Origin of the sequence: Bacillus sp. FDAARGOS_235 (assembly GCF_002073415.2) — a bacterium.
Taxonomy (GTDB): domain Bacteria; phylum Bacillota; class Bacilli; order Bacillales; family Bacillaceae_G; genus Bacillus_A; species Bacillus_A toyonensis.
Genome location: NZ_CP020437.2, coordinates 1,523,998 through 1,548,341, shown reverse-complemented (window position 1 = coordinate 1,548,341; position 24,344 = coordinate 1,523,998). Strand labels below are relative to the sequence as shown.

Below are 24,344 nucleotides of genomic sequence, written 5' to 3'. Positions count from 1 at the left end.
TTTAATATGATCTCATGTTTTTGTTTCTTATATGAAGGTTATAAGGATTTCTTATTAGAAAAGAGGGATTGAGTTGAAAGTGAAGTATGTAATGGTTTTATGTGTGATTTTACTAGCATCGTGTGGTCAAGCAGAACAAAAGAAAGAAACGAAACAAGTAGAGGAGACGGTGAATGAAGTGGAAGAAACAATAGGGATAACTGTTATACAAAAAAAACATAAAGAGAAAAAGTTACAGGAGTCAGAAGTTAAGGCCGTAATAGATATTATAAATAATGCGGAAAAACAAGAAATAACAGGTAGCTTTGGTGAACCTGAATATGAAATACAAATTAGTAGAGATGGGAAAAAAGAAAAGTATTATGCATGGTTAAGAGGAGAAGATCGACGAGGGTGGCTGCAATATAAGAAGGCTATGTACATGTTGAACGAAAAAGATACGGAAAAACTTTTGTCTATATTTCCAAAGATTCCAGAACAAAAAGAAGACGAGATACAGGTTGATCCTTTAACAGAAGTAACGAAAAAAGATTTGCAGATTACAGCGTTTCATATTAAAGCAGGGGATCAAAAAATGAATTATAAGGTACGTTATACGATTTCGCAATCACTTTACAACAAGTTAGCACAGGAACAAGAATATTATTTGCAATTGATTTTCCCGGAAAAGGTTCAAAAATTAATTGGAGCAAAAGAGAGTGAAATGATTTCAGGTGAAAAAGTAAAGGAGGGGTATAAACAGTATGAATTGAATGTTACTGTTCCGATAAAAGATGCTTCATTATCACAATTAAAAGCATTAGAAACATATTATGAAAATTATGATTTGAAAATATTAAATAATAAAAAAGAAAAAATAGGCGTTTTTCAAAATATCATTCAAATTGTTAAAGAGTATGGTGAAAAAATGGATTTACAAAGATAAAGTGAATAGGAAAGTCTATATGGACTTTCCTAGGAAATGATAATAGAGAGGGGAGAGAATCCCCTCTCTATTACTTTGCTTTTGCAGATGGCTCATTTATGGATTTTCGTGTAATAAGAAATGAAATCATAAGAGCGGATAGAATCATAAGAGCGATGAATAAGTGATTTGGCAACCAATCTAATAATAATAGGTAGCTAACGGTATAAAAAATAAGAGTTGAGGCTAAGAAAGAGAGAGCACCTATAATGAGAGATTGTAATTTCATTTGTATCTACCTCCTTTCATTTGTATTTTTGTCTAAAAATGGATGATATAAACATTATTTCTAAGAAAAGAAAAAAATGTGTCATAATAGAGAATAGAATAAACTGAAATGGGTGCATATAGCTCATTTCAATAAAATAAAGGAGAGGGACATGAGAAATAATAAAAAAGGATTATGGGGAATTATTGTTGCAATAGGGTTATTTTTACTATCTAAGCTAAAGTGGGTATTCGCAATCTTTAAATTAGCAAAGTTTTCAACTGTATTTAGTATGTTTCTATCACTTGGTGCATACGCAGTTATATATGGTTGGAAATTTGGAGTAGCACTTGTTTATTTGTTATTTGTTCATGAAATGGGTCATTTATGGGCGGCAAGAAGAAAAGGGATACCTACATCACCGGCAATCTTCATTCCATTTATGGGGGCTCTTATTGGAATGAAAGAGATGCCGAAAAACGCAAAAGATGAAGCGTATATTGCTTATATGGGGCCTCTTTTCGGATTACTTTCATTTTTACCGGCTATTCCACTTTATATGATCACGAAAGAGCCGTTTTGGGCACTTGTTATTTTGCTTGGAAGTATGATTAATTTCTTTAATTTAATTCCCGTTTCACCGCTAGATGGTGGCCGGATTATTTCAGTTGTAAGTACGAAAATTTGGGGAGCAGGGCTTGTTTTATTGCTAGGCTATTCAATTTACTTTAAAAGTATTTTGGGAGGATTTATTTTCATTATCGGCTGTATGGAACTATATAGAGTAATAAAGAGAGATGAGCCGATTAAAGAATTAGGTTATAGAATTGATGGAATGAAAGAATATGTTGCTAAGCTTGAAGAGGAACTAAAAGAAACTGGTGCTGTGCATCGGACTATATACATGATGCATCATGAGATGAATGTATTAAGACAAAGAGAGCATGCAAAAGAATTAAAAACAGGGGAACTTCAAAGAATGGAAGTGTTAGAGCATCTTTTGCCGAAGTTTGAGCCGCTAGACTATGTTCCATATGAGGATGAAAAAGACGAGTATACAATTTACATCAGGGAGGCATTTGAAGTAGCGGAAAGACGATTAAATGAATGGGAAAAAGAAAAAGTACAAAAAGAAAACTATTATAAAGTTGATGCGAAAACGAAATGGACAGTATTCGCTTGTTATATCGGATTAATAGCTATACTTGGTTATACAGCTTATGAAGGTTATATTGTTTTACAGGAGCATTTGCCAAGGCGAAATGTGTAGAAAAATAGTGTCGAAATGATAGGAAGAATTTAAACAGGAATTGTATTTCTACGAGCGAATGATAGAAGTGAAACACTCTATTGTAATATTCATAGTAGAAAAGGAGTTCTGTATATGAGGAAATTGCTAAGTGTGTTCAGCATTATAATCGTGATGATCATTGCGAGTTATAGTCTTATGAAAGTGCTATTACATTATGCGAATAAGCCCGCTGGGGTAAATACAATAGCTCAAATAGAAGCGGTACAAGAAGAGACAAAAGTGCTTGATTTTATTCGTACGACACATGAAAGTTATAATAATTTCTTAAATTATGGTAAGGCAGAGAATTATACAGACGGGGACTGGAACCATTTAAAGAAATGGTTTCAAGAACAAGAATCATCTTTAAAAAACATACATACAGAAATAAAAAATGAAAAGATCAAACGTGATGTAAATAGAAGTTATGAAATTGTAAAAAAAGGTGTGGAGCTTCAAAATATTGAGTATGTAGTTTATGCCCATCGTGTATACCATGACTTAGATATTATCGTAAATAAATATAGAGGCGAAACGAACATCTGGGGGTATACAGAATTTGGAGATGGGAAAGATATAAGGGTAATTGAACAAGCAATACAGTCCAAATAATAAGCTAGCTAGCATTCTAGTTGGCTTATTTTCTTTTTGTAAGTGCAATGTTCATATATTTTTCACAAAAACACCGTGTTAATAGTGATTAAAATCACAATGTGTATAATACAATTCAGTTAAACTAAAAACAGTTAAGGAAATAGAGGAGTGGGATACAATGTTAAGTGCAAAAACAATTGAAATCGTAAAATCAACAGTACCATTATTACAAGAAAAAGGCGTTGAAATTACAACGAGATTTTATCAAATTTTATTTGAGGAACATCCGGAGTTATTGAATATTTTCAACCACACGAATCAGAAAAAGGGAAGACAACAACAAGCGTTAGCAAATGCTGTTTATGCAGCTGCGATGTACATTGATAATTTAGAAGCAATTATTCCAGTTGTAAAACAAATTGGTCATAAGCATAGAAGTTTAGGTATTAAAGCGGAACATTATCCGATTGTGGGTACATGTTTACTACGAGCGATTAAAGAGGTCGCAGGTGCACCTGATGAAATTTTAAATGCATGGGGAGAAGCGTATGGAGTCATTGCTGATGCATTCATTAGCATTGAAGCAGAGATGTATGAAGAGGCTGCACATAAAGAAGGTGGATGGAAAGATTTCCGAAACTTTGTAGTTGTTAAAAAAGTGAAAGAAAGTGACGTTATTACATCATTTTATTTAAAACCTGAAGATGGCGGGAAAGTTTCTTCATTCATCCCAGGACAATATGTAACAATTCAAATAAATATTGAAGGTGAAACATATACACATAATCGTCAATATAGCTTATCTGATGCTCCTGGAAAAGAATATTATCGTATTAGTGTAAAAAAAGAAGAAGGTGTAGATACACCAGGTGGTAAAGTATCTAATTACTTACATGATCATGTAGGGGAAGGAGATATTCTGCCAGTAAGTGCACCAGCGGGAGATTTCGTATTAAATATGGATTCAACATTACCAGTTGTACTAATTAGTGGTGGAGTAGGTATTACACCGATGATGAGTATGTTAAATACGTTAATTGAACAAGACTCAAAACGTAATGTATATTTTGTTCATGCAGCGATAAATAGTACTACACATGCGATGAAAGAACACGTTAAGGCAGTAGACAATGAATACGAACAAGTTAAAGCATACACTTGCTATTCTGCGCCGACTGAAAAAGATTTGGAAATAAAAAACTTTGATAAAGAAGGATTCATTGAAGGTGAATGGTTACAAACTATTATTCCGACAACTGAAGCAGAATTTTATTTCTGTGGTCCAGTGCCATTTATGAAGCATATAAATACTGCACTAATTGATTTAGGTGTGAAACAAGAGCATATTCATTATGAATTTTTTGGTCCAGCAGCAAGCTTACAATAGGGTGAGTTTGAATAAGCAAAAAACGAGGTATTATTTTACCTCGTTTTTTATTTGTTCTCTTAACAGCCGATTTACTGTTTCACGGCGTATACCTATCAGTTGACCAATTTCAGTTTGCGTTAATATTTCATATATAGGAATGTCACCTAAATATAGTGTGAACCACTCTTGTAAACGATGAAGACGTTCTTTCGGAGAGACGGTTGACAATTGGTCAATCCGCTGTTGCATCATTCTTAGTTTCGATTGTAATTGCATAGCGATGTCGGCATATGATTTAGGGTTTGCTTGAAGTCTATCGTACCATTCGCTACTAGTAATCGGTTCAACTTCTGTTTTTATTAAAGCAATAGCAGTACCGTGATATTCCTTCGGCGAAATTAAAGAATGGTGAGGTATCGTTTCACCTGGAACGATAATGTTGAATAGAAATGGTGTTCCGTCTTCTTCTAGTCGAACCACTTTTAATAAACCTGTTTTTATAAAATATAAAGGACCGTCCTCGCCTTGACGGAATAGTACATCTCCTTTGTGTAGAATCAATATTAGCCCCCCATTTAAACATTTCTAGTTCTTCTATTTTAGCGTATATGTATAAAGACAATATGCTATTTAAACAGCAATTTCATTGACGAAATGTATGCTATTACAGTAGTATACTATTTAGTGTGTAATAGTACTAGCAATGAATACGCTGTAGGGGGTTTAGTATATTGTTAGATGCGATGAAGATGACGGATATGAGAATACCGGCGAATGCTATCATTCATGTAGAAGAGATGAAAGGTGGAGTCGTTCTATCCGTTGAAATAGACGGCCAAATTATTTATACGATGGCCTATGATGAAGAAACAGATAGTTATGCTGAATTATATGATCGAAACGATAAGAGGGCGTGCCAAGTACATGAAGACTTTATGGGATGGTCACTTCTTCACTAAAAAGATGTCAATATGACATCTTTTTTTATTGAATCGATAGATTATACAAGGAAATGAAATAAAAGGATAAAATTTGTAATAAATGATTTTGCATTGTTAGCACTTTGTAACTGCATGCGAACTGTTTTTTCGCTATCATAAAGATAACAGTCGCAGCTATAGGAGTGATCAACTTGAAGAAGGTACATATTTCAAATTTTATGCTATTAAGTGTTTGTTTAGTTTTATTTGTTCTCCTAGGAGCTTTTTTATATTCATGTGTATAAAAAAACGCATTCTAGAAAGAACGCGTTATAAAAGTGAAGTAATGATTAATCTAGTTCCAAGAATTATTAATGTGATACGTAATAAATTAATTACGGCATTACCGCTTAATTTTGTATTAATATAAGCCCCGATTTTTCCGCCAATCCATGCACCAGGAATAAGAATTAATGCATAAGTCCAGCTAACATTTCCAAGAGAGATGTGAGTTGCAGAACTTACAATTGCTGATAAAAATACGATAAACATCGAAGTTGCCACAGCAATGTGTGCTGGGAATGCAAAAAGAAGCATCATCGCTGGAACAAGTAAGGCACCGCCACCAATTCCAAATAATCCAGATATAAACCCAACTATAAAGGCGATAAAGATAGCAAGAAACGGTGGGAATTGATAGTGTACAGTATTTCCTTTGTTATCTGTAAAAGACCGCTTAATGACAGACATATTTGATAAGGAAAGAGGTTTTAATTTGTCTCGTAGCATAAGAAGAATGGAGACTAAAATAAGGAAAATCCCAAAATATAAAGAAAATGTATCTTGGTTTAAAAATTTATTTGCCCATGATCCGATAATACCACCAGGGCCACTCCCGATAAATAAAATAAGTCCACTTTTATAATCCACCCGTTTATGCTTCATATACGTAAGGGTGGAAGCCAGTCCTGTAAAAACGACTGTTACCATAGAAGTTCCTACTGCGAGTTGTGGTGATAAACTGTGTAATCCAATTAATAACGGAACGATAATAATTCCGCCCCCAAGCCCAACTAGGCTCCCGACGGTCCCGGCGATTAATCCGATGAAAAGTAACATGATGTATTCCAAAATTGCCAACTCCTCTATATAACTTGTCCATCAATTATTATACACGCTTTTTAATAAGAAATAGGCTTGTTCACAAAAAAGTCGTCTTCCTAGAAAAATAAGGAAGACGACTTTTGATTAAAAGATTAAGTGTAATAAGTAGTAAAATAACGCAGCTAATGAAGCTGAAATAGGAAGTGTAATAACCCAAGTAATTAACATGCGTTTTGCAGTTCCCCATTTTACACCTTTCACACGATGAGAAGCACCAACCCCTAAAATAGAAGAAGAGATAACGTGCGTTGTACTAACTGGCAAGTGAATGAATGTTGCACCGAAAATAACAAGTGATGATGATAAATCAGCAGCTACACCATTTACAGGACGAATTTTCATAATTTGTCCACCGACAGTTTTAATAATTTTCCATCCACCGACAGAAGTACCAAGACCCATTGCAATTGCACAAGATAATTGTACCCAGAACGGGATGTCGCTAGAAGTATGATAGTTATTGGCCATAAGAGCCATCGTAATGATTCCCATTGCTTTTTGTGCATCATTTGTACCATGTGTATAAGCTTGTAATGCAGCAGTGAAAATCTGGAATATACGGAAGTTTTTATTCGTTTTCGTTAAGTTAAAGTTTTTAAAGACCACTTTAAAAATACTGTATACGATATAACCAATAACAAAAGCGATAATCGGTGAAATGATTAAAGCTTCAAGAATTTTAATGAATCCTTTAAGGTTTAATGAACTAATACCAGCAGCAGCAATAGCTGCACCTGCGATTGAGCCAATAATTGCATGCGAAGAACTACTTGGGATACCGTAGTACCAAGTAATTAAGTTCCAAGCTATCGCCGCAAGTAAAGCAGCTAAAATTACAAGAGAACCATTTTGTAAAGCAAATGGGTCAACGATATCTTTTGTAATCGTTTTTGCTACACCTGTAAATGTCATTGCACCTAAAAAGTTCATAATAGCTGCCATAATAATTGCATGTCTAGGCTTTAGAGCTTTCGTTGAAACAGCCGTTGCAATAGCGTTTGCTGTATCGTGAAATCCATTGATAAAGTCAAAAGCTAAAGCGCAAATGACTACTAAAACGGTCAGTATCAAGAGTGTATCCATGATCAAACTCCTTACGCGTTCTTCATAATAATTGTTTCTAATACGTTTGCAACGCTTTGGCAGCTATCAGCTACTTCTTCAAGCTCTTCGTAAATCTCTTTGTATTGAATAATCTTAATCGGATCTTTTTCACGAGAGAATAAGTGTTTAATCGCATGACGACGAATATCATCGCATTGTGATTCGTAATCCTTAATCTTAATCGCGTTCGTACGAATGTCGACCAACTTCTTTTTAGACAGTAGTTCAACAGAGTTTGCAATTTCAATTGCACATTGATTAATTGCTTCTACGAATTTAATCATGTATTCATCAGCTTCTGTAATAGAATACATTTCGAACAGACCAGCACCGTGATCTAATCCGTCTAATACATCATCCATACTCATTGCAAGTTGTAGGATGTCCTCACGTTCAATAGGAGTAATAAACGCTTTGTTTAGCTCCATAATGATTTCGTGAATAAATGAGTCACCTTTTGACTCATATTCTTTCATGCGCATAGAAAACTCTTTTAAATCGCTAGCATTTTTAATTTTATACTCCACGAAAAATTGCGCGCCTTCTTTTAAATTTTCAGAAACATTCATTAACATTTCAGAAAATTTATCTTTTTTTGATTTAAAGACCATTATTAGTTACCCCCACAAAAGTAATATATGTAAAATATATTGGCTAGTCAATTCTAACAAAAAACTGTCGTTTTTTAAAACATTTTATCGAAAAGTTTACAAAAACTTAACATAACTCTCATTGTTGTATTAATAATATTAATAATCGATATTGAATATCTTACTTGTAGAATGTCCTTTTCTTGCAAAAAGTATGAATGTGAAAGAAAAGCTTTACACTATAGGAAGGACTACGTTATTATATTAAATTTAAAAGGAGGTATATTCTTCCTTTTGAAAAGAAGAGTGTAAACAAACGAAGGAAGTGAACGAATGAAATTGAAGAACACTCACTTTAAAAAAACGCTTGAGTGGTTCAATAAGAGGAAGAAACTACGCAATTCATTAATCGTATTGGGCAGTTTACTCGTTACTCTATTTATTGCTATAAATATAATAATTTCCATTCAAGACATATCTGAATTAAAACAAGCTGTTCCGCAACCGACTTTAATTTATGATGCAAACAATGAAGTTGCGACTAAATTGGCTTCTTCTAAAACAGAAGGCGTAAAAAGGAAAGATATTCCTAACATTATGGTTCAGGCAATTGTTGCAGTAGAAGATAAGGAGTTTTTTAACCATCACGGTATTTACTATAGTGGAATTATAAGTGCGGTTTTTAAAAATATTACAGCAGGAGAAGTTGTAGCAGGGGGAAGTACAATTACACAACAACTTGCGAAAAATGTATTTTTGACACAAGACCGCACGTTCTCACGTAAAATAAAAGAATATTTTCTAACTAAAAAAATAGAACGTACTTATACAAAAGATGAAATTATTGAAATGTATATGAATCAAATTTATTTTGGTGAAGGGGCTTGGGGTATAAAAAGAGCAGCTAAATCTTATTTTGATAAAGATGTAAAAGATTTATCAATTTCAGAAGCTGCAACGATTGCGGGCTTGATTAAAGCGCCGTCTGCGTATTCGCCTTATAAAAACTTTAATAAATCAATTGAACGACGTAATGTCGTACTAAGTTTAATGAAAGAGCAAGGGTATATTTCTGAAGAACAGTACAATAAAGAAAAAGAGTCCGGTCTTGTATTAAAACGTGGTGTTGATGATAAATACAAAGGTAAATATTCTCAATATGTAGACTATATTGTTAGAGAAGCAATGGACAAGTACGAATTAACACAAAATGAGATTTTAGCAGGTGGTTATCGTATTTATACAGAGCTTGATTCGAAAAAACAACAGGCTGTAGAAGATGTTGTGAATAATGATAACTATTTTAAAGATAGTGGTTCAGATCAGCTCATGCAAACAGGAGTGGTCCTTGTGAATCCAAAAACTGGTGGTGTTCCAGCTTTAGTTGGAGGCAGAGGGCCGTATCAGTTTTTACAATTTAACCATGCTACTCAATTAAAAAGGCAACCAGGTTCAACGTTAAAGCCTCTTGCTGTATATGTACCAGCGTTAGAACAAGGGTATGAAGTATACGATATATTAAAAGATGAACCATTTAGTATTAAAGAATACGAACCGAAAAATAGTGATCTTACCTTCCATGGTAATGTGACAATGTATGAAGCGGTGGCAAAGTCGTATAATGTTTCAGCAGTTTGGCTGTTAGAACAAATAGGATTAGATAAAGGATTGAAATCTTTAGAGAGATTTGGTATTCCAATAGTGCCAGAAGATCGTACGTATCCGATTGCTTTAGGCGGAATGCATGTAGGTACATCTCCATTTGTAATGGCCCAAGCATATAGTACATTTGCAAATGATGGTGTTCAAGTGGAGGCTCATGCAATTAGAGAAATTCAAAACGCTGAAGGTGAAACGATTGGGAAATGGTATAAGAAAGAGACGCGGGTGACGAGTGAAAAAATTGCTCAAAAGATGACATATTTATTAAAAGGTGTTGTCGAAAAGGGAACAGGTGAAAAAGCGAAAGTTAATAATGTTGATACGGCGGGTAAGACAGGTACTACTCAAATTGTAAATGGTCCAAGCAATGGTGCAAAGGATTCATGGTTTGTTGGATATACGCCAGATTTAGTAGGTGCGATTTGGGTAGGATATGATAAAACAGATAGCGAGCATTATGTTCCAGGAGGGAGTCAAATTACGACGACGATGTTCCGGGATATCATGAAAAAAGCAAATGCAAATCCAGCTCAAAAAGCATTCCAGTTATCACTAATACCAGAGGCTGACTACAAAAAACAATTGCAAACAATCGAAGAGGAAAAACGAAGAAAAGAAGAAGAGAAGAGAAGGAAAGAACAGGAACAACAAAGAAAACAAGAGCAGCAAGAGTGGTTTGATAAAGTGAAAGAGTGGATTCCATCACTTTGGTAAAAGAAGAAAGAGGCGAATAACGAAATCCGCCTCTTTTTCGTATGAAAAATAAAGTGAAACTTCAATCATTAAGGGATGTTTATTCACCGCTAATGATTAGCCCATACCAATTGGGAAATGATATTACTCGTTTAGTATAATGTTCGTACTGCCAGAGGATTGAGAATCATATGTGATAATGATTTTGCCTTTACTAATAGGTTCGTAAGGTAATTCTTCTTCATAACTACCATTATTTTCATTATGGATAGAAAGCGTGATTTCATCAATTTCTTTATTTATATACTGATCTTTAATCGTTTCAGCAATTTGAAGTAGCGTTTCGTAACTAGAAGCTTTCGTAATAAGCATTCCTTTTATAACCTTTTTTTCATTATTTGCTGCATTGGAATAAGGGATGTTACTTTGTTTTGTATACAAAAGCTTGTATGGAACTGTTTTTCTCTCTGCTTTTGATATAGTGGAATATTTTAGAGTTAAAAAAAATCCTACACATAAAATAATGCATACCATAAAAGCAACCCAGATGCGTATCAGTGACATAACTCTCATTTTCATCCCTCTTTCATATCTTTGACTTCACTATTTATCATACAAAATGAGGATTAAGATAGAGTAAATTTGAGGTAAAGAAACGTAAAGAAGGAGCACTTATCCTCCCAAATAAGTGCCCCGTTCTATATAAAAAGAGAAATTTAATTTACAGTCAAATGATGCATATTATTATAAATACGCTTATTTAGTGAAATTAGTAAATTCGGAAAACAGATAGTGTTGCTGTTGTATCACCTGTGTTAGGAATAGAAATAGTATTTGCTGTAGGTTGTACAGCGATTGTTGTACCAGTTTGTAAAGTAACGATTGTAGAGAAAGAAACAGCACTACTGATAACGTTAGTTGAAAAATTACGAGTAGGTGGTTGACCATTGAAGGAAATACCGAACCCAAACGGTGAAGAGCCTGGGAAAGTTGTAGACGCTGAGAAATTAATATCATATACGCCTGTTTCTAAAACTGTTAAAGTGTCTGAAGTGTCATTAAAAGTGATAGTATTTATTTCAAAAACTTGATTAAATTGGATGTTTGTTCCAGGAGATATAGTTTGTGCGTTGGAGTTTCCGATGGACGCGATAGTTACAGGAATTGGAGTACCCGCTGGACTGTCGCACCAGTAGCACCTTGAGCGCCCGCCGGTCCTTGGACACCAGTTAAGCCCCTTGAGTCCTACTATCACCTCCTCCAAGGCAATCTGATCCGTATTGAACTAGGAATAGTTTGGATCTCTGTTATGAGTTTAACTAATTTGTCGATAGTACAACAATCTACTTTAAATAACTTAGCAAGTTTTGTAGCTCAACGTACAATGCTCCGCATGAGAAAGGTGTTGTTCTTAAAATAGTTAATAGATTAGTGATAATAGAATTTCCGATTTGTTTTTGTGCCGGAGATAAATCTAAGCAATTGAGGAACTTTTGTAGATTATTTAGGGCATCAATTAGATTATCTATATTATTTTGAGAAGGGGTTTGAAAGACAGCTTGAATAGCTTGACCAAGTGCTTGAAGAAGTCTAACAAACTCTTTCAGTTCGGACTTAGAGATATTAATATGACTGCAAGCTCTTACTTCGCAACAATCATTACCATAAAATACTTTTCCTTTATTTATATTGTTTATCTTTTCATTCCTTTCTTTCATAGAATCAATAGTCGTTACTATATATTAAGATGAGATTTATACTAAATTCGTGATGGACAAACTACTATTTCTAAAAAAATAAGAAGTTTGCCTACCAAGCAAAAACAATTAAGTTATGGAGAAAGATTTATAGAAATTAAAGAAGATTAGTTCAACATAAAAAAGCATGTCAATTGTTGAGAGTATCTAACAATTGGCATGCGGTTTGTGGAGGAATACCTCATTTGTATTCATTCATTCTTTCATGGTTTGTTTTAGATAAAGTTGGAATAGAAATAGTGAAAGTTGTACCAGCTTGATTACTAGTCATTTTTAATGTGCCGTTATGATTTTGAATAATTTTCTTTGTTACTGATAGGCCCAGTCCTGTTCCTGAATCTTTTGTTGAGAAGAATGGATCAAAGATATATTCTTGAATAGCTGGAGGAATACCAGTTCCATTATCTGTGAAAGTAATCCGAACGAAGTTATCTAGGCGATAACTAGTGATTTGAATAGAAAGAGGTTTTTCACCTTGAGCATCAACGGCGTTTTGAAATAGGTTTAAAAACACTTGAACAAGTTCATGGCGATCAATATGGACTAAAATATCATCTAATTCATTAGAAAAATTATAATCAATTGAAATGTTATGCAAAAAGACCTCACTTGCTAGTAGCTGTTGAATATATTCACGTAAAAATATATTGATGGGAAACGGTTCTCTTTTAAATTCGCGTGTTTTCGATATAGATAAAAATTTTGTAATAATACTATTTGCACGATCTAATTCAGGAATAAGTAAGTGTTTAAATAATTCTTTATTGGATGGAGATACACTCTCTTGTAAAAACTGTAAGTATCCCCGTACTGTTGTAAGTGGGTTGCGTACTTCATGTGCAATCCCGGCGGCAATTCGTCCTGCTAATGAAAATTTCTCTGCATCACGTTCTGTGTTTAAATAATGAAAAACGCTAATAACTCTAAAAATCTCTCCATTATAATCGCGAATAATTCGATTATTAATAATGCCATAGTTTTTGTCTAAAACCTCTTCATTATATATTTCGGTTCCTGTTTTTAAGGTTTCAATAGCTTTAATTTTTTCTTCAGGTAAGTTAAGTAATTGTTGAATTGGCTTTCCAATTATTTCGTTTCGTATTACAACAAAATCATCTGCAGCAGCTTGATTACATAATGTAATATTCCCCTTATTATCAATAAAGGTTACATGATGTGAAAAAGCATCAAAAATATGAACAAAGTGTTTTTCAAGTTGTTCAAATAAAAATAATGAATCGCAAGTAAGTTGAAAATCAGCTTCTTTATTCTCTTTTCGTATGTTTTGAATGGAATGATTTGTTCTTGTTTTCTTTATTTGCAAACCAATATGTGGATTTTTATATGTGAAATGATGCGGCAATTGATTCACAAGTTCTTCATAAAAACGTACTTTATTTTCTAGTTCTTCTATTCGTTTTTCATGAGATAAAATATCATCGGTTGGAAGCATAAATAAATAACCCCTCAATTTAAAAATTCTTCCATTTAGTATATCATATTTTTATACGGATACTCTTAAAGAAAGAGTTACTTAATGAATTTGATTGTCCAAGATGATTGGGAAATCAGTAGAATGAATATAAGATGAAAACTGAAAGGGAGGAATATGATTGTTTTTCATTGGAGTGACAGGGTGGGGAGATCATGATTCTTTATATATAGATCCCTATGAAAATAAAAATAAATTACGAACATACAGTGAACATTTTCCTATTGTCGAAGTGGATAGTTCATTTTATGCGATGCAACCGGCACGAAATTATACGAAATGGGCGATGGAAACACCGACAGACTTTTCTTTTGTCGTAAAAGCGTATCAAGGAATGACAGGGCATATGAAAGGAGAAACTCCTTTTTCTACGTTTGATGAGATGTTTGATGTGTATAAACAATCGATTCTTCCTTTAATAGAAGCGAATAAATTAAAAATAATTTTATTTCAATATCCACCATGGTTTGATTGCAAAAAGAAAAATGTAGATTTCCTTCGATATACGAAAGAGAAAATGGAAGGTTTACCGTGTGCGATAGAGTTTCGAAATCAAACATGGTTTTATCCAGAAATGAGAGATAAAACGCTACAATTTTTAGAGAAAGAAAAATGGATTCATACAATTTGTGATGAACCGCAAGCGGGAATTGGTTCGGTTCCACTCGTATTAGAGGCGACGGATTCGGATATAACATTAATCCGCTTTCATGGTCGAAACGTTCATGGCTGGCTGGATAAAGGGGAAAATTGGAGGGCGGTTCGCTGTTTATATCGCTACAACAATAAAGAATTGGAAGAATGGGTAGAACGACTAGAGCAACTAAAAAAGAAGACAAAGGACATATACGTATTATTTAATAATAATTCGGGCGGGGATGCAGCGGATAATGCGAAACAACTTATGAAAATGATGAACATTACATATGGTGAGCCAAAGCCTGAGCAATTAAATTTATTTGAACGATGATAAAACAAGAAAGGCACTGTACAAACAGGGGGAATGTACAGTGCCTTTCTATATGAAAAAGAGGGGTAACAATGTTACTGAGCGTTTGGTTGATTCATCAATTGTTGGCTTCATAATAAATGATAATGGTTATCATTATCATTGTCAATGATTTTTCGGAAAATAAGTAAAATTTTTTTGTATTTTAAATAGCAATAAAAAAAGAACAGCATTAATGCTGTTCTTTTCCGTTAATAAATTGTTGTAAATCAAAAGGAGTTATCGCTTGGATAAATTCTTTTGAGATAAGTGTTTGAACGAGAGTGCTCTCAGAAATGCTAGCACCTGTTTTCTTTTCATAAGCTTGTTTTAATAAATCGAGTTTTTCAGCCGTTTCTTGCGGTAATTCAATTGTAAGTGTGTTCATAATTTCTCCCCCTTATTATTAGAGTACCACTACAATATAAGAGAGACAAGAAAAGAAAAGAGAATATGAAACATAAAAAAGGTTACCATTTTTTAAATGGTAACCTTTTTTATGTATAAGAGGTATTAAGCGATACCGATATACTTTAAAGTTTTTGATGGAGTACTATGATCAAAGAAGTGTTGTAAAAATGCAATGTCAACACCTGATTTGTATGCACAATAGCCCCAAGTTTTTCGAAGTGTATGTGAGCTAATCCCTTCTAATCCAACTTCTTTTGCAGCTTTGTTTAAAATGTACCATGCATGTTGTCTCGTAATAGATTTTGTTCCTTTTTGAGACTTTAATAATGGCTCATTGCGTTTCCAAGTTTTACGTTCTTTCATGTAGTCTTCGATTGCGTGCTGTAAGTCTTCATTTACAGCAAACCATTTATGTTTCTTTACTTTTTCATTGTAAAATAAAATGGAATGGCGAACATTTTCGTTTTCATCGATGACATCGCTAACTTTTAATTGTAAGATTTCGCTTACTTTTAAGCCAGAATTTACGGCTAATACGAATAATAAGCCATCACGTTTCGAAGATTGTAAAAGTATATTTTTGATAGTTTCTAATTGTTTTTCACTTTGAATAGGTTGTCCTGCTTGTTTCATTTCACGCACTCTCCTCTTTTATATGTGTAAAGGAAAGGATTAACTTGTTTCTTACTATAAAGGGAGAGTGTGAATTTCATGTGAACTCCTAGTGAAATTAAGACAAATTATTTGACTTCTTTTACATTTGGTAAATTAAAATAGAATACAACGCTATTATTCGTATTATATACACCGTACTTGGCATGATGGAGATCTAAAATGTTTTTTACAATAGATAACCCGAGACCGGTACCACCAGTATGACGACTGCGTGATGCATCTAAACGATAGAAGCGATCCCAAATTTTTTCAAGACTTTCTTCTGGGATAGGATTTCCTGTATTCTCGATTTCGACTTTTACTGTATCTTCGGTTTCTATAACAGAGACTTGTATTCTTTCTCCATCGGGCGTATAGCGAATTGCATTGCTAAGTAAGTTCACAACTACTTGCTCAATACGACTACGATTCGCTTTAACAAATATAGAAGTGTCTGCATCGACGTCCACTTGTAACTGCTTTTCCTCCATGCTAAATAATAACTTTGTATGGACTTGCTGAATTAATTCACCGATTGAGAATGTTGTCATTTCTAGTTTGTACGTACCCGATTCTAGTTTTGCTAATTCTAACATTTCAACAATAAGTCTGTTCATATTTTCTGTTTCTTCTAAAATAACATCTGTATAATACGTTGTATCTTTACTAACACCATCTTGAATCCCTTCTGCGAAACTTCTAATTACACTAAGTGGTGTTTTTAATTCGTGGGATACACCAGAAATGAATTCTTTCCTCGTCTTCTCTAATTGACGTTCACGTTCAATATCTTGTTGTAATTTTGTATTGGCAACATTTAATCGATCAATTCTGTCTTTTAAGTTTACAGATAATGTATTGATACTGCCGGAAAGCCCGCCAATTTCATCGTCTGCTGTAACAGGTAGTTTCTCGCTAAAATCAAAATTAGCCATTTTCTTTGTAACGCGATTAATCTTAATTAATGGTTTCACAATAATTTTTGAATAGTAGAAGGATAATAAAATAATCACGAGAAACACAATGATTAAGGCATAGACATAATAATCTTTTAAAACGAGCATCGCTTCATTAACAGGTTGCAAAGATACTATCGCAAAGGCGTACTCTGTAACCATATTGTTTTCCATAATAGGTTTTACAAAGATGCGGCTTTGTAAATTTTCTTCAACGCCTAATGGGTATATAGTTAATTTATTTGAATCAGAAGTACCCTGCCTAATTGTGTATGTAAAATATTGAACGGCTCGTAATGTTTCAATGTCATTTGCAAGCCGAACCTCAGCTTTGGATGGGAGCTGTAACTTAGATATAACACCAGTAAGACGGATATTAGTTGTAGTTTTGTATCGATTTGTAAGTCCATTTTTAGGAGGATTACTATTAATTGATTGGAAATCCGAATTGAAATGTTCGTTTCGCCATCGATTATAATGTGTTGACAATTCTATTGGTGTTATAATATTCCCCTGTAAGAACCCCAAGACGCTGATTGGTCCATCTTTTTTTAAACCTAAATTTTCGAATTTAATATATTCTTCGGGTGTTAAAAGATTATTAAGTGGAATGGAATACGTACTTTGAGTTTTAGAATCAATAACATCAATGTAGAAATTGTTTTCACTTTTAATAATGCCATTAGAATCTAAAAATTGCATTTCAGCATTTGTTTTATCATGAAATTCTTGTTTTAGTTTTCTAATTTCCTCATAACTTTTGCCGCTTTTTTCGTAATTATCTACGAATTTTTCAAAGGCAGTTTGAACGGTTTTTACTTTTTTATTAATATAAAATTTCTCTAAAAATAGAGACTGTCCTAGGAAAAAGAGGAGGAATATGATTGTAAATAATGTTGATGTTAATAAAAATAGTTTAAAGACGATACTTCTGTTTTTCACTGCTTCACCTCTTATGAGAAATACTGTAAATGATTTCACTTTATTATAACAAACGTGACAAGAAAGTAGAGGGAGAAATCTGTCTCTTTCTAAAGTAGTTTTTTATAAAAAGTCACATAAAAAGAACTCGACAGACGTATGACGAGTTCTTTAATGTATTATTGTTGAATTGCTGCATCTAAAGCGATTTCAATCATCTCGTTAAATGTAGTTTGACGTTCTTCAGATGTTGTTTCTTCACCAGTGAAGATGTGATCGCTTACTGTTAATACAGATAATGCATTTACACCATATTTCGCTGCTAATGTGTAAAGAGCAGTTGTTTCCATCTCTACTGCTAATACACCGTAATCTGCAAGTTTTTTAACCATGTCCATGCTTTCACGATAAAAAACATCTGCTGTTAAAACGTTACCAACACGAACGTGTAATCCTTTTTCAGTTCCTGCATCGTAAGCTTTCTTTAAAAGGTCAAAGTTTGCAGCTGGTGCAAAATCAAAACCTGGGAATGTTAAACGGTTCATATTCGAATCAGTACAAGCTGTCATTGCAATAATAACGTCACGTACTTTTACGTCCTTTTGAATTGCACCGCAAGTCCCAACACGAATTAAATTTTTAACTCCGTAGCTTTGGATTAGTTCGTTTACATAAATAGAAATAGAAGGAACACCCATACCTGTACCTTGAACAGATACACGTTTTCCTTTATAAGTTCCAGTGAAACCTAACATACCACGCACGTTATTATAGCAAGTAACGTCCTCAAGAAATGTTTCAGCGATATATTTTGCGCGTAATGGATCACCAGGTAATAGAATAGATTCAGCGATTTCGCCTTGTTTTGCTTCAATATGTACACTCATGAAAAGTCCTCCTTATAATGTATTGATAGAAATCAATATCATTTGCATTATACACTACGAATCCGTTCAATTAAAATCTTTTTAATTATTTGTAATATGTGCAAAAGAGGAGGATTTCATAAATCATAATCTAGAATATATATGAAAGAAGTTTTGTATAAACAGAGACAATAAAAATGGTAGGTGATTTTTTGAAAAATCTTGTCATTGGACTTGTAGCTTTGGTACTTATTGTAGCGGGAGGATTTTACATAAAAAAATATCAGGAAACCGTAGAGACGGTAGGAGATGTTCAAGAAGTAAAATGGGATGTATCAAATGGAAAAGGAAATGATAAAGTAGATATTTTGTTTCAATTACTAAATAAAAAGAATAATGAGGTTCGTGGTGTAAATGATCAAATTCGGGCAGTTATTGTAGATGAACAGTTAAAACATATACAACAGATTAAACCTACATTTGCAGGGAATGGATCATATAAGTTATCTTCCAAAATAGCGAAAGATGAAGCGTATACAATATTTTTATATGAAAACAAAAATAAGTCAGTAGAATCATTCGCGAAGACAGATTTTGGGAGAGAAAAAGAAGAAAAAAATAAGAAGAAGGTGAACCTGCCAGTCGATAGTGTACTTACAAAAAAAATTGGAGAGCATGAAGTTTCTCTTTTATTCGGTGCATTACATCCGAATGAGCCGGTGACGTTAACATTTCAGTTTCAAGCAAAAAAGGGTGAAAAATTGAAATTACATTCAGAGAGAGGAGAAGAGGAAACTCTTTATATCGTAGATGAAACGAGGGAAAACTTTTTATACGCTATGCCTGTTGATACGGATGAGCAATTACAGTATCGTATTACATTTCCTGCCCAAGGCACGTATAAACTGTGGGGAACTTTTTATATAAATGGTAAGAAATATGAGAAGGATTTTATCGTACAAGTTCAAAAAAGAAAAAACAGCTAAATTTTTAGCTGTTTTTTCTTTTTCCTATTAGTTTTGTTACAGAGAGCATCGTAATTGGTAAAGAATGATTCTTCCTAAATGCTAAATATTTACCGCTCCATGCTGGTTTGTATTTCTCTTTAAAATGTCGTAATCCGCTGAAACTATACGTATAACGAACGTTATTAAAGATTGCAGCAGCAACTCTTTCAGACCAAAATGATTGTGTTGATAACCCAACATTGGAAAGTGGCGCCATACCAATATTAAAGGAGTGATATTCATTTTCTTTTGCCCATTGGAATAAGTGGATGAAAATTGCGTCCATAATTCCACTAGGTGCATCTGGATAATAGCGCATTAAATCAACAGACAATGATCCGTTTTGATATACGGGCATAAAGGTTGTGAATGCGATAATCTTTCCATCCGCATCAGATAATGTAGCGATAGGAGCACGGCTAATATATTCACGATCGAAGTATCCGAGTGAAAAACCTTTCTCTTTTTTTCCACCGAGCCATGCATCAGAAACTTTCCGTAACTCTTCGAATAATTCGTCTGAGAATGGCGGCTGATGAATAGAGAATGTATAGCCTTCTCTTTCAAAACGATTGAAAGTCGCTCGCATACCAGCGCGTTTCTTTCCTGTTATTGTAAATGTATTTAAATCAACGACAGCTTCTTCACCAAGTTTAAAGAAGTTATAACCAAAATCATGATATAAACTCATCCATTTACTTTCGATTTGATAAAATACACAAATGTATCCGAATCGATCAGCTTCAGCTAAAAACTCTTGCAACACATTACGATAGGAGGAAGGGTTGCCAATTGGATCACCTAATACAACAAGACGTTTTCCAGTTATGGAGAAGAGAAGGAGCGCCTTCCCATCACTGCTAAAGAAGAATTGTTTATCTCCTAAATAACCTAAATGACTAAGTACATTTCCACCGTGTTCATCTAGGAAGTTTTGTAACCTTTTATCATTTGCTGGTTGCCCGGGAAATTCATTTCGATAACGATTGGCAATGAGTGAGCCAATTAGTAAAAAAGTAGGAACGAAAAAGGCAGCTGCTAATGCACTTCGTTTCACTTGGGTAATATTACGAACGACGAAATCAGGTTTAAAAGCTTCTTTTGCACCTGCAAATAAAATACCTAAGTTTTTATATAAATATAACGTTACAAGTAAGAATATAAAAACTTTTACGATATCAGAAAGTGAGACTTCCATTTTCTCGCGTACGAATCTTTTACGAAGCATATATAATACAGCGAGTACGATTAACAAAATAAATGTTTCTTCAATATCAATTCCTTTTAGCGTATTAAAGATAGCGGCTCCAATTAAAGAAATAATTGTCATATAATAAGAACGTTTTGTTCCGTAATATATTCCCCTTGAAAGGATTAGAAGGAGAATACCGAATGTTAGCGATAAGCTAAAAGAAAACTGAATCAGATGCTTTGGAGCTAAAATATGTAAGGCGTGTGCCCGGTTTATACTTGTTGGTAAAATAGTCGATAAAATAACCATTAAGCCAGCAAATACTGTTAAAGCAGCAGATGCCCATGAACCTAATTTCCCTAGAAAGTCACGCTGCAAAGTCCATATAACGCCAGTGGTTTCTAATGCAGGCGCAATAAAAGGTTTATCTTCAAACTTTTTAATGGCCACTCCTGTCATTTCGAAAGCCGCAAAAATGAGACCAAGGCAGAATGGTAAAATGTAATAGACGAGGCGATATAGTAACATAGCAGGCAGTAAAACACCTGTATCAATGCCGTATTGTCCTAGTCCAGTTAAGAAGACAAGGTCAAATGAACCAAGCCCACCAGGGACAAGACTAACGACGCCAGCTAAGGCAGCAATTACATATACACCTAAAAACTTTTGAAAGTCAACTTCAATTCCAAACAGTATTAAAATGACGTACATAACGATACCAGCAGATACCCATTCGACTAATGAAACTAATGAGTATAAAACAGTTGGATTTTTCTCTTCCTCTTCTTGTCCTTCGGTTTGCGTTGTTTTTCTATTTTTAAGTTTAGAAAAGCCGATGTATATAGGGACGAAAAGGGCAAAGAAGATAAGGACAGGCCATAACCACGGTTTTTCATGCAAAATAAATCTTGTGTCTAATATTCCGATAAGACCGAGGAATGAAAGTATGGCTAATCCGTTAATAAAGGCAGTCGTCATCCAGGCAATACTTTTAATAAGTTTTCCATTTTCTTTTATGTATGGACGATAAAGCATTGTTCGTACACCAGCTCCAACGAGGCCACCAAATCCAATAAAACCATTTAAAGTATTCGCAATCCATGAGATACGGAAAATCTTTTGGACAGGTATATCAGCTTTTAAGTAACGAAGCATAACATAATCATAAAAGAACATCGTTGATACAGCGAATGCACCAAGTGTAATTGCTAAAAAGACTCCTCCAGTTGGAATGTTTTTAATTGTATCAATCGCTTCTAAAAAAGAAATGCCCGCTAATTCTTTTTTTGCTTGAAAGAATACAACTGTTAATACAACAAATGGGAAGATAATTTTCCCGATTTGTAAGAAACGTTTCCATGAAAACGACATAAATACAACTCTCCTTGTATAAGAAAACTGAGACAATAATATTATTATGACAAACTTCAAGAAAAATAAAAAGGTAAATTCCTGTATAGGTAAGCTATTTTTTATATAGGTATATTTAAAAGAATATTTCGTTTATCAGAAAGTTAAGTTAAAATGGAGTGAAAGAAGGAAGAGAGGGGAAGTATATGATTATAATAGGTTATGCGGGGCATGAGTTAGAGAAAGCAAAACCTAATACATCAGAAGATTTTTTTAACAGATCTGAAGTGACATATATATTAAATGATAAAGAGAAAACTTTTTCAGTTTTATACGTTCGCTATTTTGAAGAAGTTATACAAGAAATTACTCCTTTTGAAGGAAATCCAGTGTGTAAAGTAGAAGAACAAGACATATATTTACGGGATATTGTAGCGATATGTTGTTTAGTGAAAGATAAGGAGCTCCGTGCGCAAAAACGTTTATATTTAAATAATATAGAAGAATTTCAACAATATTTTGATGAGAGAACAGTGTTGAAAGTACAAGAAATATTGGCTGAATTACATAAAAATAAAAGAATAGAAATAGCGTGAAATGGAAAGGGAGAGGGAAGAAATGTCTAATTTGATGGTTGAAAATCAAACAGAACAAGTTTCTATATTTTTAGAAGATGCGATTACTTTGATAACCAATTATGTAAATTATCATACGTTGCCTTTTTTATTAGAAGAGACACCAGCTGGGAACGAGCAATATTATAAAGGGTTATTAGCATCAATGAGACGTCTTCTCGTTTTTTGCGAAGAAGGACATGATGCATGTTTTGTTTTGCTGAATAGCCAGCCATTTCGAAAAACAGCAGCTGAAAAAATTTTATATAAGATATATCATCAAGTAATTGCAGAGTTTTTTTCCCCGAAGAGTGATCATTGGTATGAAAATAGTCGATCTGCATATACAGGAAAAAATTCTATCGTTTTTCAACAAACACCACCTTCATCTATAGAGAAAGTGATGAAGAATTTAGAAGGTAAATTTCAATTGATGCGTGAAGAACTAGAATATTATGAGACAGATTACCAAACGAAGATGTTACACAAATACTAATTAAGGAAAAGAAGCTAAGGAGACTTAGCTTCTTTTCCTTTTGTACAGTTATATAAGGGATTTTCATTGAATATATTTAAGTGGATAGCAATAAGGAGGTGTAACATGAGTCAGCAAGGTGTATTTACAGATTACTTTCATGAAGTAGAAAGTTGGTGTGAAAGTGTTCTTCACGTATTAGATAGCCGCGCAATGGAAGTGTATGATGTCCATATGCTTGCTTATAAAATTCAGACATTATTAGAGCGTATGAAAGAGCATGAGTACGAAACGGATGCGGAGTTTATGTATGAAATAAGCGATGATGTAGAACATATTCAACATCATCTGCAGGAAGTATTTATGCAAGAAGAGGAATATGAACTATATGAAAGAGGGGATAGTGAACGAGCTGTTCCAATTGGAGGGCATACACTCCCGCCATTACCTTATCCATATAACGCGTTAGAGCCGTATATTTCTAGAGAAATTATGATGTTACACCATGATAAACATCATCGTAGTTATGTAGAAGGGTTAAATAAAGCAGAGAAGATGATGGAGGAAGCGAGAAAAACCAATCAATTTGATTTAATTAAGCATTGGGAACGAGAAGCGGCTTTTCATGGATCAGGACATTATTTACACACGATATTTTGGAATAACATGAAAAAAGATGGTGGTGGAAGTCCAAGAGGGGCTTTTTCACAACAAATTGAACAAGATTTTGGGAGCTTTTTACGTTTTCAAAAACATTTTACGGAAGCAGCCTCTAAAGTAGAAGGTTCGGGCTGGGCGATTCTCGTTTGGGTCCCCCGATCTGGAAGGTTAGAAATTTTGCAGAGTACACTTCATCAATTGTTTACACAATGGGATACGATACCGCTCCTTGTACTAGATGTATGGGAACATGCGTATTATTTACAATACCAAAATCGAAAAGATGAATATATTAAAAACTGGTGGAATGTTGTGAATTGGCCTGATGTAGAAAAAAGATTTGAAACTGCGAAACAAATTGAATGGACACCATATTAGACGCAAATTCTTTGCGTCTTTTTTAATGGGAGCAGAAGGAAGATTTCGTTCATATTTTAAAAGG

The 24,344-nt window shown here is 33.9% G+C and carries 25 protein-coding genes; 11 read left to right on the top strand and 14 right to left on the bottom strand.

Features of this window, described 5'->3' with window-relative positions; genetic code table 11:
- Positions 1–73 precede the first annotated feature (73 nt).
- Positions 74–925 carry a YhfM domain-containing protein gene (locus A6J74_RS09580; protein WP_000865656.1) on the top strand — a complete coding sequence of 284 codons (852 nt, stop codon included), beginning with the start codon at positions 74–76 and terminating at the stop codon, positions 923–925.
- 70 nt (positions 926–995) lie between these two features.
- Here A6J74_RS09580 and A6J74_RS09575 read toward each other — a convergent pair whose 3' ends face one another.
- Positions 996–1,193: a hypothetical protein gene (locus tag A6J74_RS09575; RefSeq protein WP_000776284.1), complete on the bottom strand. Its 198-nt coding sequence runs from the start codon at positions 1,191–1,193 to the stop codon at positions 996–998.
- A gap of 151 nt (positions 1,194–1,344) precedes the next feature.
- On the opposite strand from A6J74_RS09575, the gene A6J74_RS09570 reads away from it, so the two are divergent.
- The 3 genes from A6J74_RS09570 (at position 1,345) to hmpA (ending at position 4,444) form a co-directional block, all read left to right on the top strand.
- A complete protein-coding gene (locus A6J74_RS09570) occupies positions 1,345–2,442 on the top strand; it encodes a site-2 protease family protein (RefSeq protein WP_001245427.1) in 1,098 nt (365 codons plus the stop codon).
- A 114-nt stretch (positions 2,443–2,556) separates the two neighbouring features.
- Positions 2,557–3,075, top strand: coding sequence for a hypothetical protein (locus tag A6J74_RS09565; RefSeq protein WP_001228785.1), 519 nt, complete (start codon positions 2,557–2,559; stop codon positions 3,073–3,075).
- A gap of 160 nt (positions 3,076–3,235) precedes the next feature.
- Positions 3,236–4,444 carry an NO-inducible flavohemoprotein gene (hmpA, locus tag A6J74_RS09560; protein WP_000947322.1) on the top strand — a complete coding sequence of 403 codons (1,209 nt, stop codon included), beginning with the start codon at positions 3,236–3,238 and terminating at the stop codon, positions 4,442–4,444.
- Positions 4,445–4,474: 30 nt separating this feature from the next.
- On the opposite strand, the gene A6J74_RS09555 is transcribed toward hmpA, so the two are convergent.
- Positions 4,475–4,987, bottom strand: a complete 513-nt coding sequence (locus A6J74_RS09555) for a Crp/Fnr family transcriptional regulator (protein WP_000600584.1) — start codon at positions 4,985–4,987, stop codon at positions 4,475–4,477.
- Between the two features lie 170 nt (positions 4,988–5,157).
- Between A6J74_RS09555 and A6J74_RS09550 the strand changes: the two genes are divergently transcribed.
- Entirely contained in the window at positions 5,158–5,385 is a 228-nt protein-coding gene (locus A6J74_RS09550) for a hypothetical protein (RefSeq protein ID WP_000883004.1), read from the top strand.
- Between the two features lie 291 nt (positions 5,386–5,676).
- On the opposite strand, the gene A6J74_RS09545 is transcribed toward A6J74_RS09550, so the two are convergent.
- From A6J74_RS09545 to A6J74_RS09535, 3 genes are all read right to left on the bottom strand, one after another.
- Positions 5,677–6,477 (bottom strand): sulfite exporter TauE/SafE family protein, encoded by an 801-nt coding sequence (locus A6J74_RS09545; protein WP_000455753.1) that lies wholly within the window; start codon positions 6,475–6,477, stop codon positions 5,677–5,679.
- Positions 6,478–6,594: 117 nt separating this feature from the next.
- Positions 6,595–7,593 (bottom strand): inorganic phosphate transporter, encoded by a 999-nt coding sequence (locus A6J74_RS09540; protein ID WP_000380277.1) that lies wholly within the window; start codon positions 7,591–7,593, stop codon positions 6,595–6,597.
- An 11-nt stretch (positions 7,594–7,604) separates the two neighbouring features.
- Positions 7,605–8,225, bottom strand: coding sequence for a DUF47 domain-containing protein (locus tag A6J74_RS09535; protein WP_000231444.1), 621 nt, complete (start codon positions 8,223–8,225; stop codon positions 7,605–7,607).
- Between the two features lie 312 nt (positions 8,226–8,537).
- Between A6J74_RS09535 and A6J74_RS09530 the strand changes: the two genes are divergently transcribed.
- Positions 8,538–10,580, top strand: coding sequence for a transglycosylase domain-containing protein (locus A6J74_RS09530; RefSeq protein ID WP_000769258.1), 2,043 nt, complete (start codon positions 8,538–8,540; stop codon positions 10,578–10,580).
- A gap of 123 nt (positions 10,581–10,703) precedes the next feature.
- Here the strand turns inward: A6J74_RS09530 and A6J74_RS09525 are convergent, their stop codons facing one another.
- The 4 genes from A6J74_RS09525 to A6J74_RS09515 all read right to left on the bottom strand — a co-directional run bounded on the left by A6J74_RS09525 (position 10,704) and on the right by A6J74_RS09515 (position 13,769).
- The gene (locus A6J74_RS09525; protein WP_001265580.1) at positions 10,704–11,132 is read right to left on the bottom strand and encodes a hypothetical protein; all 429 of its coding nucleotides are present in this window, start codon (positions 11,130–11,132) and stop codon (positions 10,704–10,706) included.
- A gap of 196 nt (positions 11,133–11,328) precedes the next feature.
- On the bottom strand, positions 11,329–11,814 hold the full coding sequence (locus A6J74_RS30665; protein ID WP_370114585.1) for a Gly-Xaa-Xaa repeat protein: 486 nt from the start codon (positions 11,812–11,814) through the stop codon (positions 11,329–11,331).
- 88 nt (positions 11,815–11,902) lie between these two features.
- Positions 11,903–12,277, bottom strand: a complete 375-nt coding sequence (locus A6J74_RS30660) for a collagen-like repeat preface domain-containing protein (protein ID WP_002109541.1) — start codon at positions 12,275–12,277, stop codon at positions 11,903–11,905.
- A gap of 220 nt (positions 12,278–12,497) precedes the next feature.
- A complete protein-coding gene (locus A6J74_RS09515; protein ID WP_000938020.1) occupies positions 12,498–13,769 on the bottom strand; it encodes an ATP-binding protein in 1,272 nt (423 codons plus the stop codon).
- Between the two features lie 160 nt (positions 13,770–13,929).
- Between A6J74_RS09515 and A6J74_RS09510 the strand changes: the two genes are divergently transcribed.
- Complete coding sequence (locus tag A6J74_RS09510) at positions 13,930–14,778, top strand: DUF72 domain-containing protein (protein WP_000465099.1); 849 nt, start codon at positions 13,930–13,932, stop codon at positions 14,776–14,778.
- A 211-nt stretch (positions 14,779–14,989) separates the two neighbouring features.
- Here the strand turns inward: A6J74_RS09510 and A6J74_RS09505 are convergent, their stop codons facing one another.
- The 4 genes from A6J74_RS09505 to deoD all read right to left on the bottom strand — a co-directional run bounded on the left by A6J74_RS09505 (position 14,990) and on the right by deoD (position 18,625).
- Entirely contained in the window at positions 14,990–15,184 is a 195-nt protein-coding gene (locus tag A6J74_RS09505; RefSeq protein ID WP_001094863.1) for a DUF3924 domain-containing protein, read from the bottom strand.
- A 125-nt stretch (positions 15,185–15,309) separates the two neighbouring features.
- On the bottom strand, positions 15,310–15,840 hold the full coding sequence (locus A6J74_RS09500; protein WP_000806240.1) for a tyrosine-type recombinase/integrase: 531 nt from the start codon (positions 15,838–15,840) through the stop codon (positions 15,310–15,312).
- A gap of 107 nt (positions 15,841–15,947) precedes the next feature.
- Positions 15,948–17,759, bottom strand: coding sequence for a sensor histidine kinase (locus tag A6J74_RS09495; protein ID WP_000797528.1), 1,812 nt, complete (start codon positions 17,757–17,759; stop codon positions 15,948–15,950).
- A gap of 158 nt (positions 17,760–17,917) precedes the next feature.
- On the bottom strand, positions 17,918–18,625 hold the full coding sequence (deoD, locus tag A6J74_RS09490) for a purine-nucleoside phosphorylase (RefSeq protein ID WP_000110704.1): 708 nt from the start codon (positions 18,623–18,625) through the stop codon (positions 17,918–17,920).
- A 176-nt stretch (positions 18,626–18,801) separates the two neighbouring features.
- On the opposite strand from deoD, the gene A6J74_RS09485 reads away from it, so the two are divergent.
- Positions 18,802–19,590 (top strand): hypothetical protein, encoded by a 789-nt coding sequence (locus A6J74_RS09485; RefSeq protein WP_000232581.1) that lies wholly within the window; start codon positions 18,802–18,804, stop codon positions 19,588–19,590.
- Between the two features lie 4 nt (positions 19,591–19,594).
- On the opposite strand, the gene mprF is transcribed toward A6J74_RS09485, so the two are convergent.
- Positions 19,595–22,174, bottom strand: coding sequence for a bifunctional lysylphosphatidylglycerol flippase/synthetase MprF (gene mprF / locus A6J74_RS09480; RefSeq protein ID WP_000010883.1), 2,580 nt, complete (start codon positions 22,172–22,174; stop codon positions 19,595–19,597).
- Between the two features lie 185 nt (positions 22,175–22,359).
- Here mprF and A6J74_RS09475 point away from each other — a divergent pair, with 185 nt between their 5' ends.
- The 3 genes from A6J74_RS09475 to A6J74_RS09465 all read left to right on the top strand — a co-directional run bounded on the left by A6J74_RS09475 (position 22,360) and on the right by A6J74_RS09465 (position 24,280).
- A complete protein-coding gene (locus A6J74_RS09475; RefSeq protein ID WP_000583780.1) occupies positions 22,360–22,749 on the top strand; it encodes a hypothetical protein in 390 nt (129 codons plus the stop codon).
- A 22-nt stretch (positions 22,750–22,771) separates the two neighbouring features.
- Positions 22,772–23,263, top strand: coding sequence for a YpuI family protein (locus tag A6J74_RS09470; RefSeq protein ID WP_000067559.1), 492 nt, complete (start codon positions 22,772–22,774; stop codon positions 23,261–23,263).
- Positions 23,264–23,368: 105 nt separating this feature from the next.
- Positions 23,369–24,280, top strand: a complete 912-nt coding sequence (locus A6J74_RS09465; protein ID WP_000082676.1) for a superoxide dismutase — start codon at positions 23,369–23,371, stop codon at positions 24,278–24,280.
- The last annotated feature ends 64 nt before the right edge of the window (positions 24,281–24,344 follow it).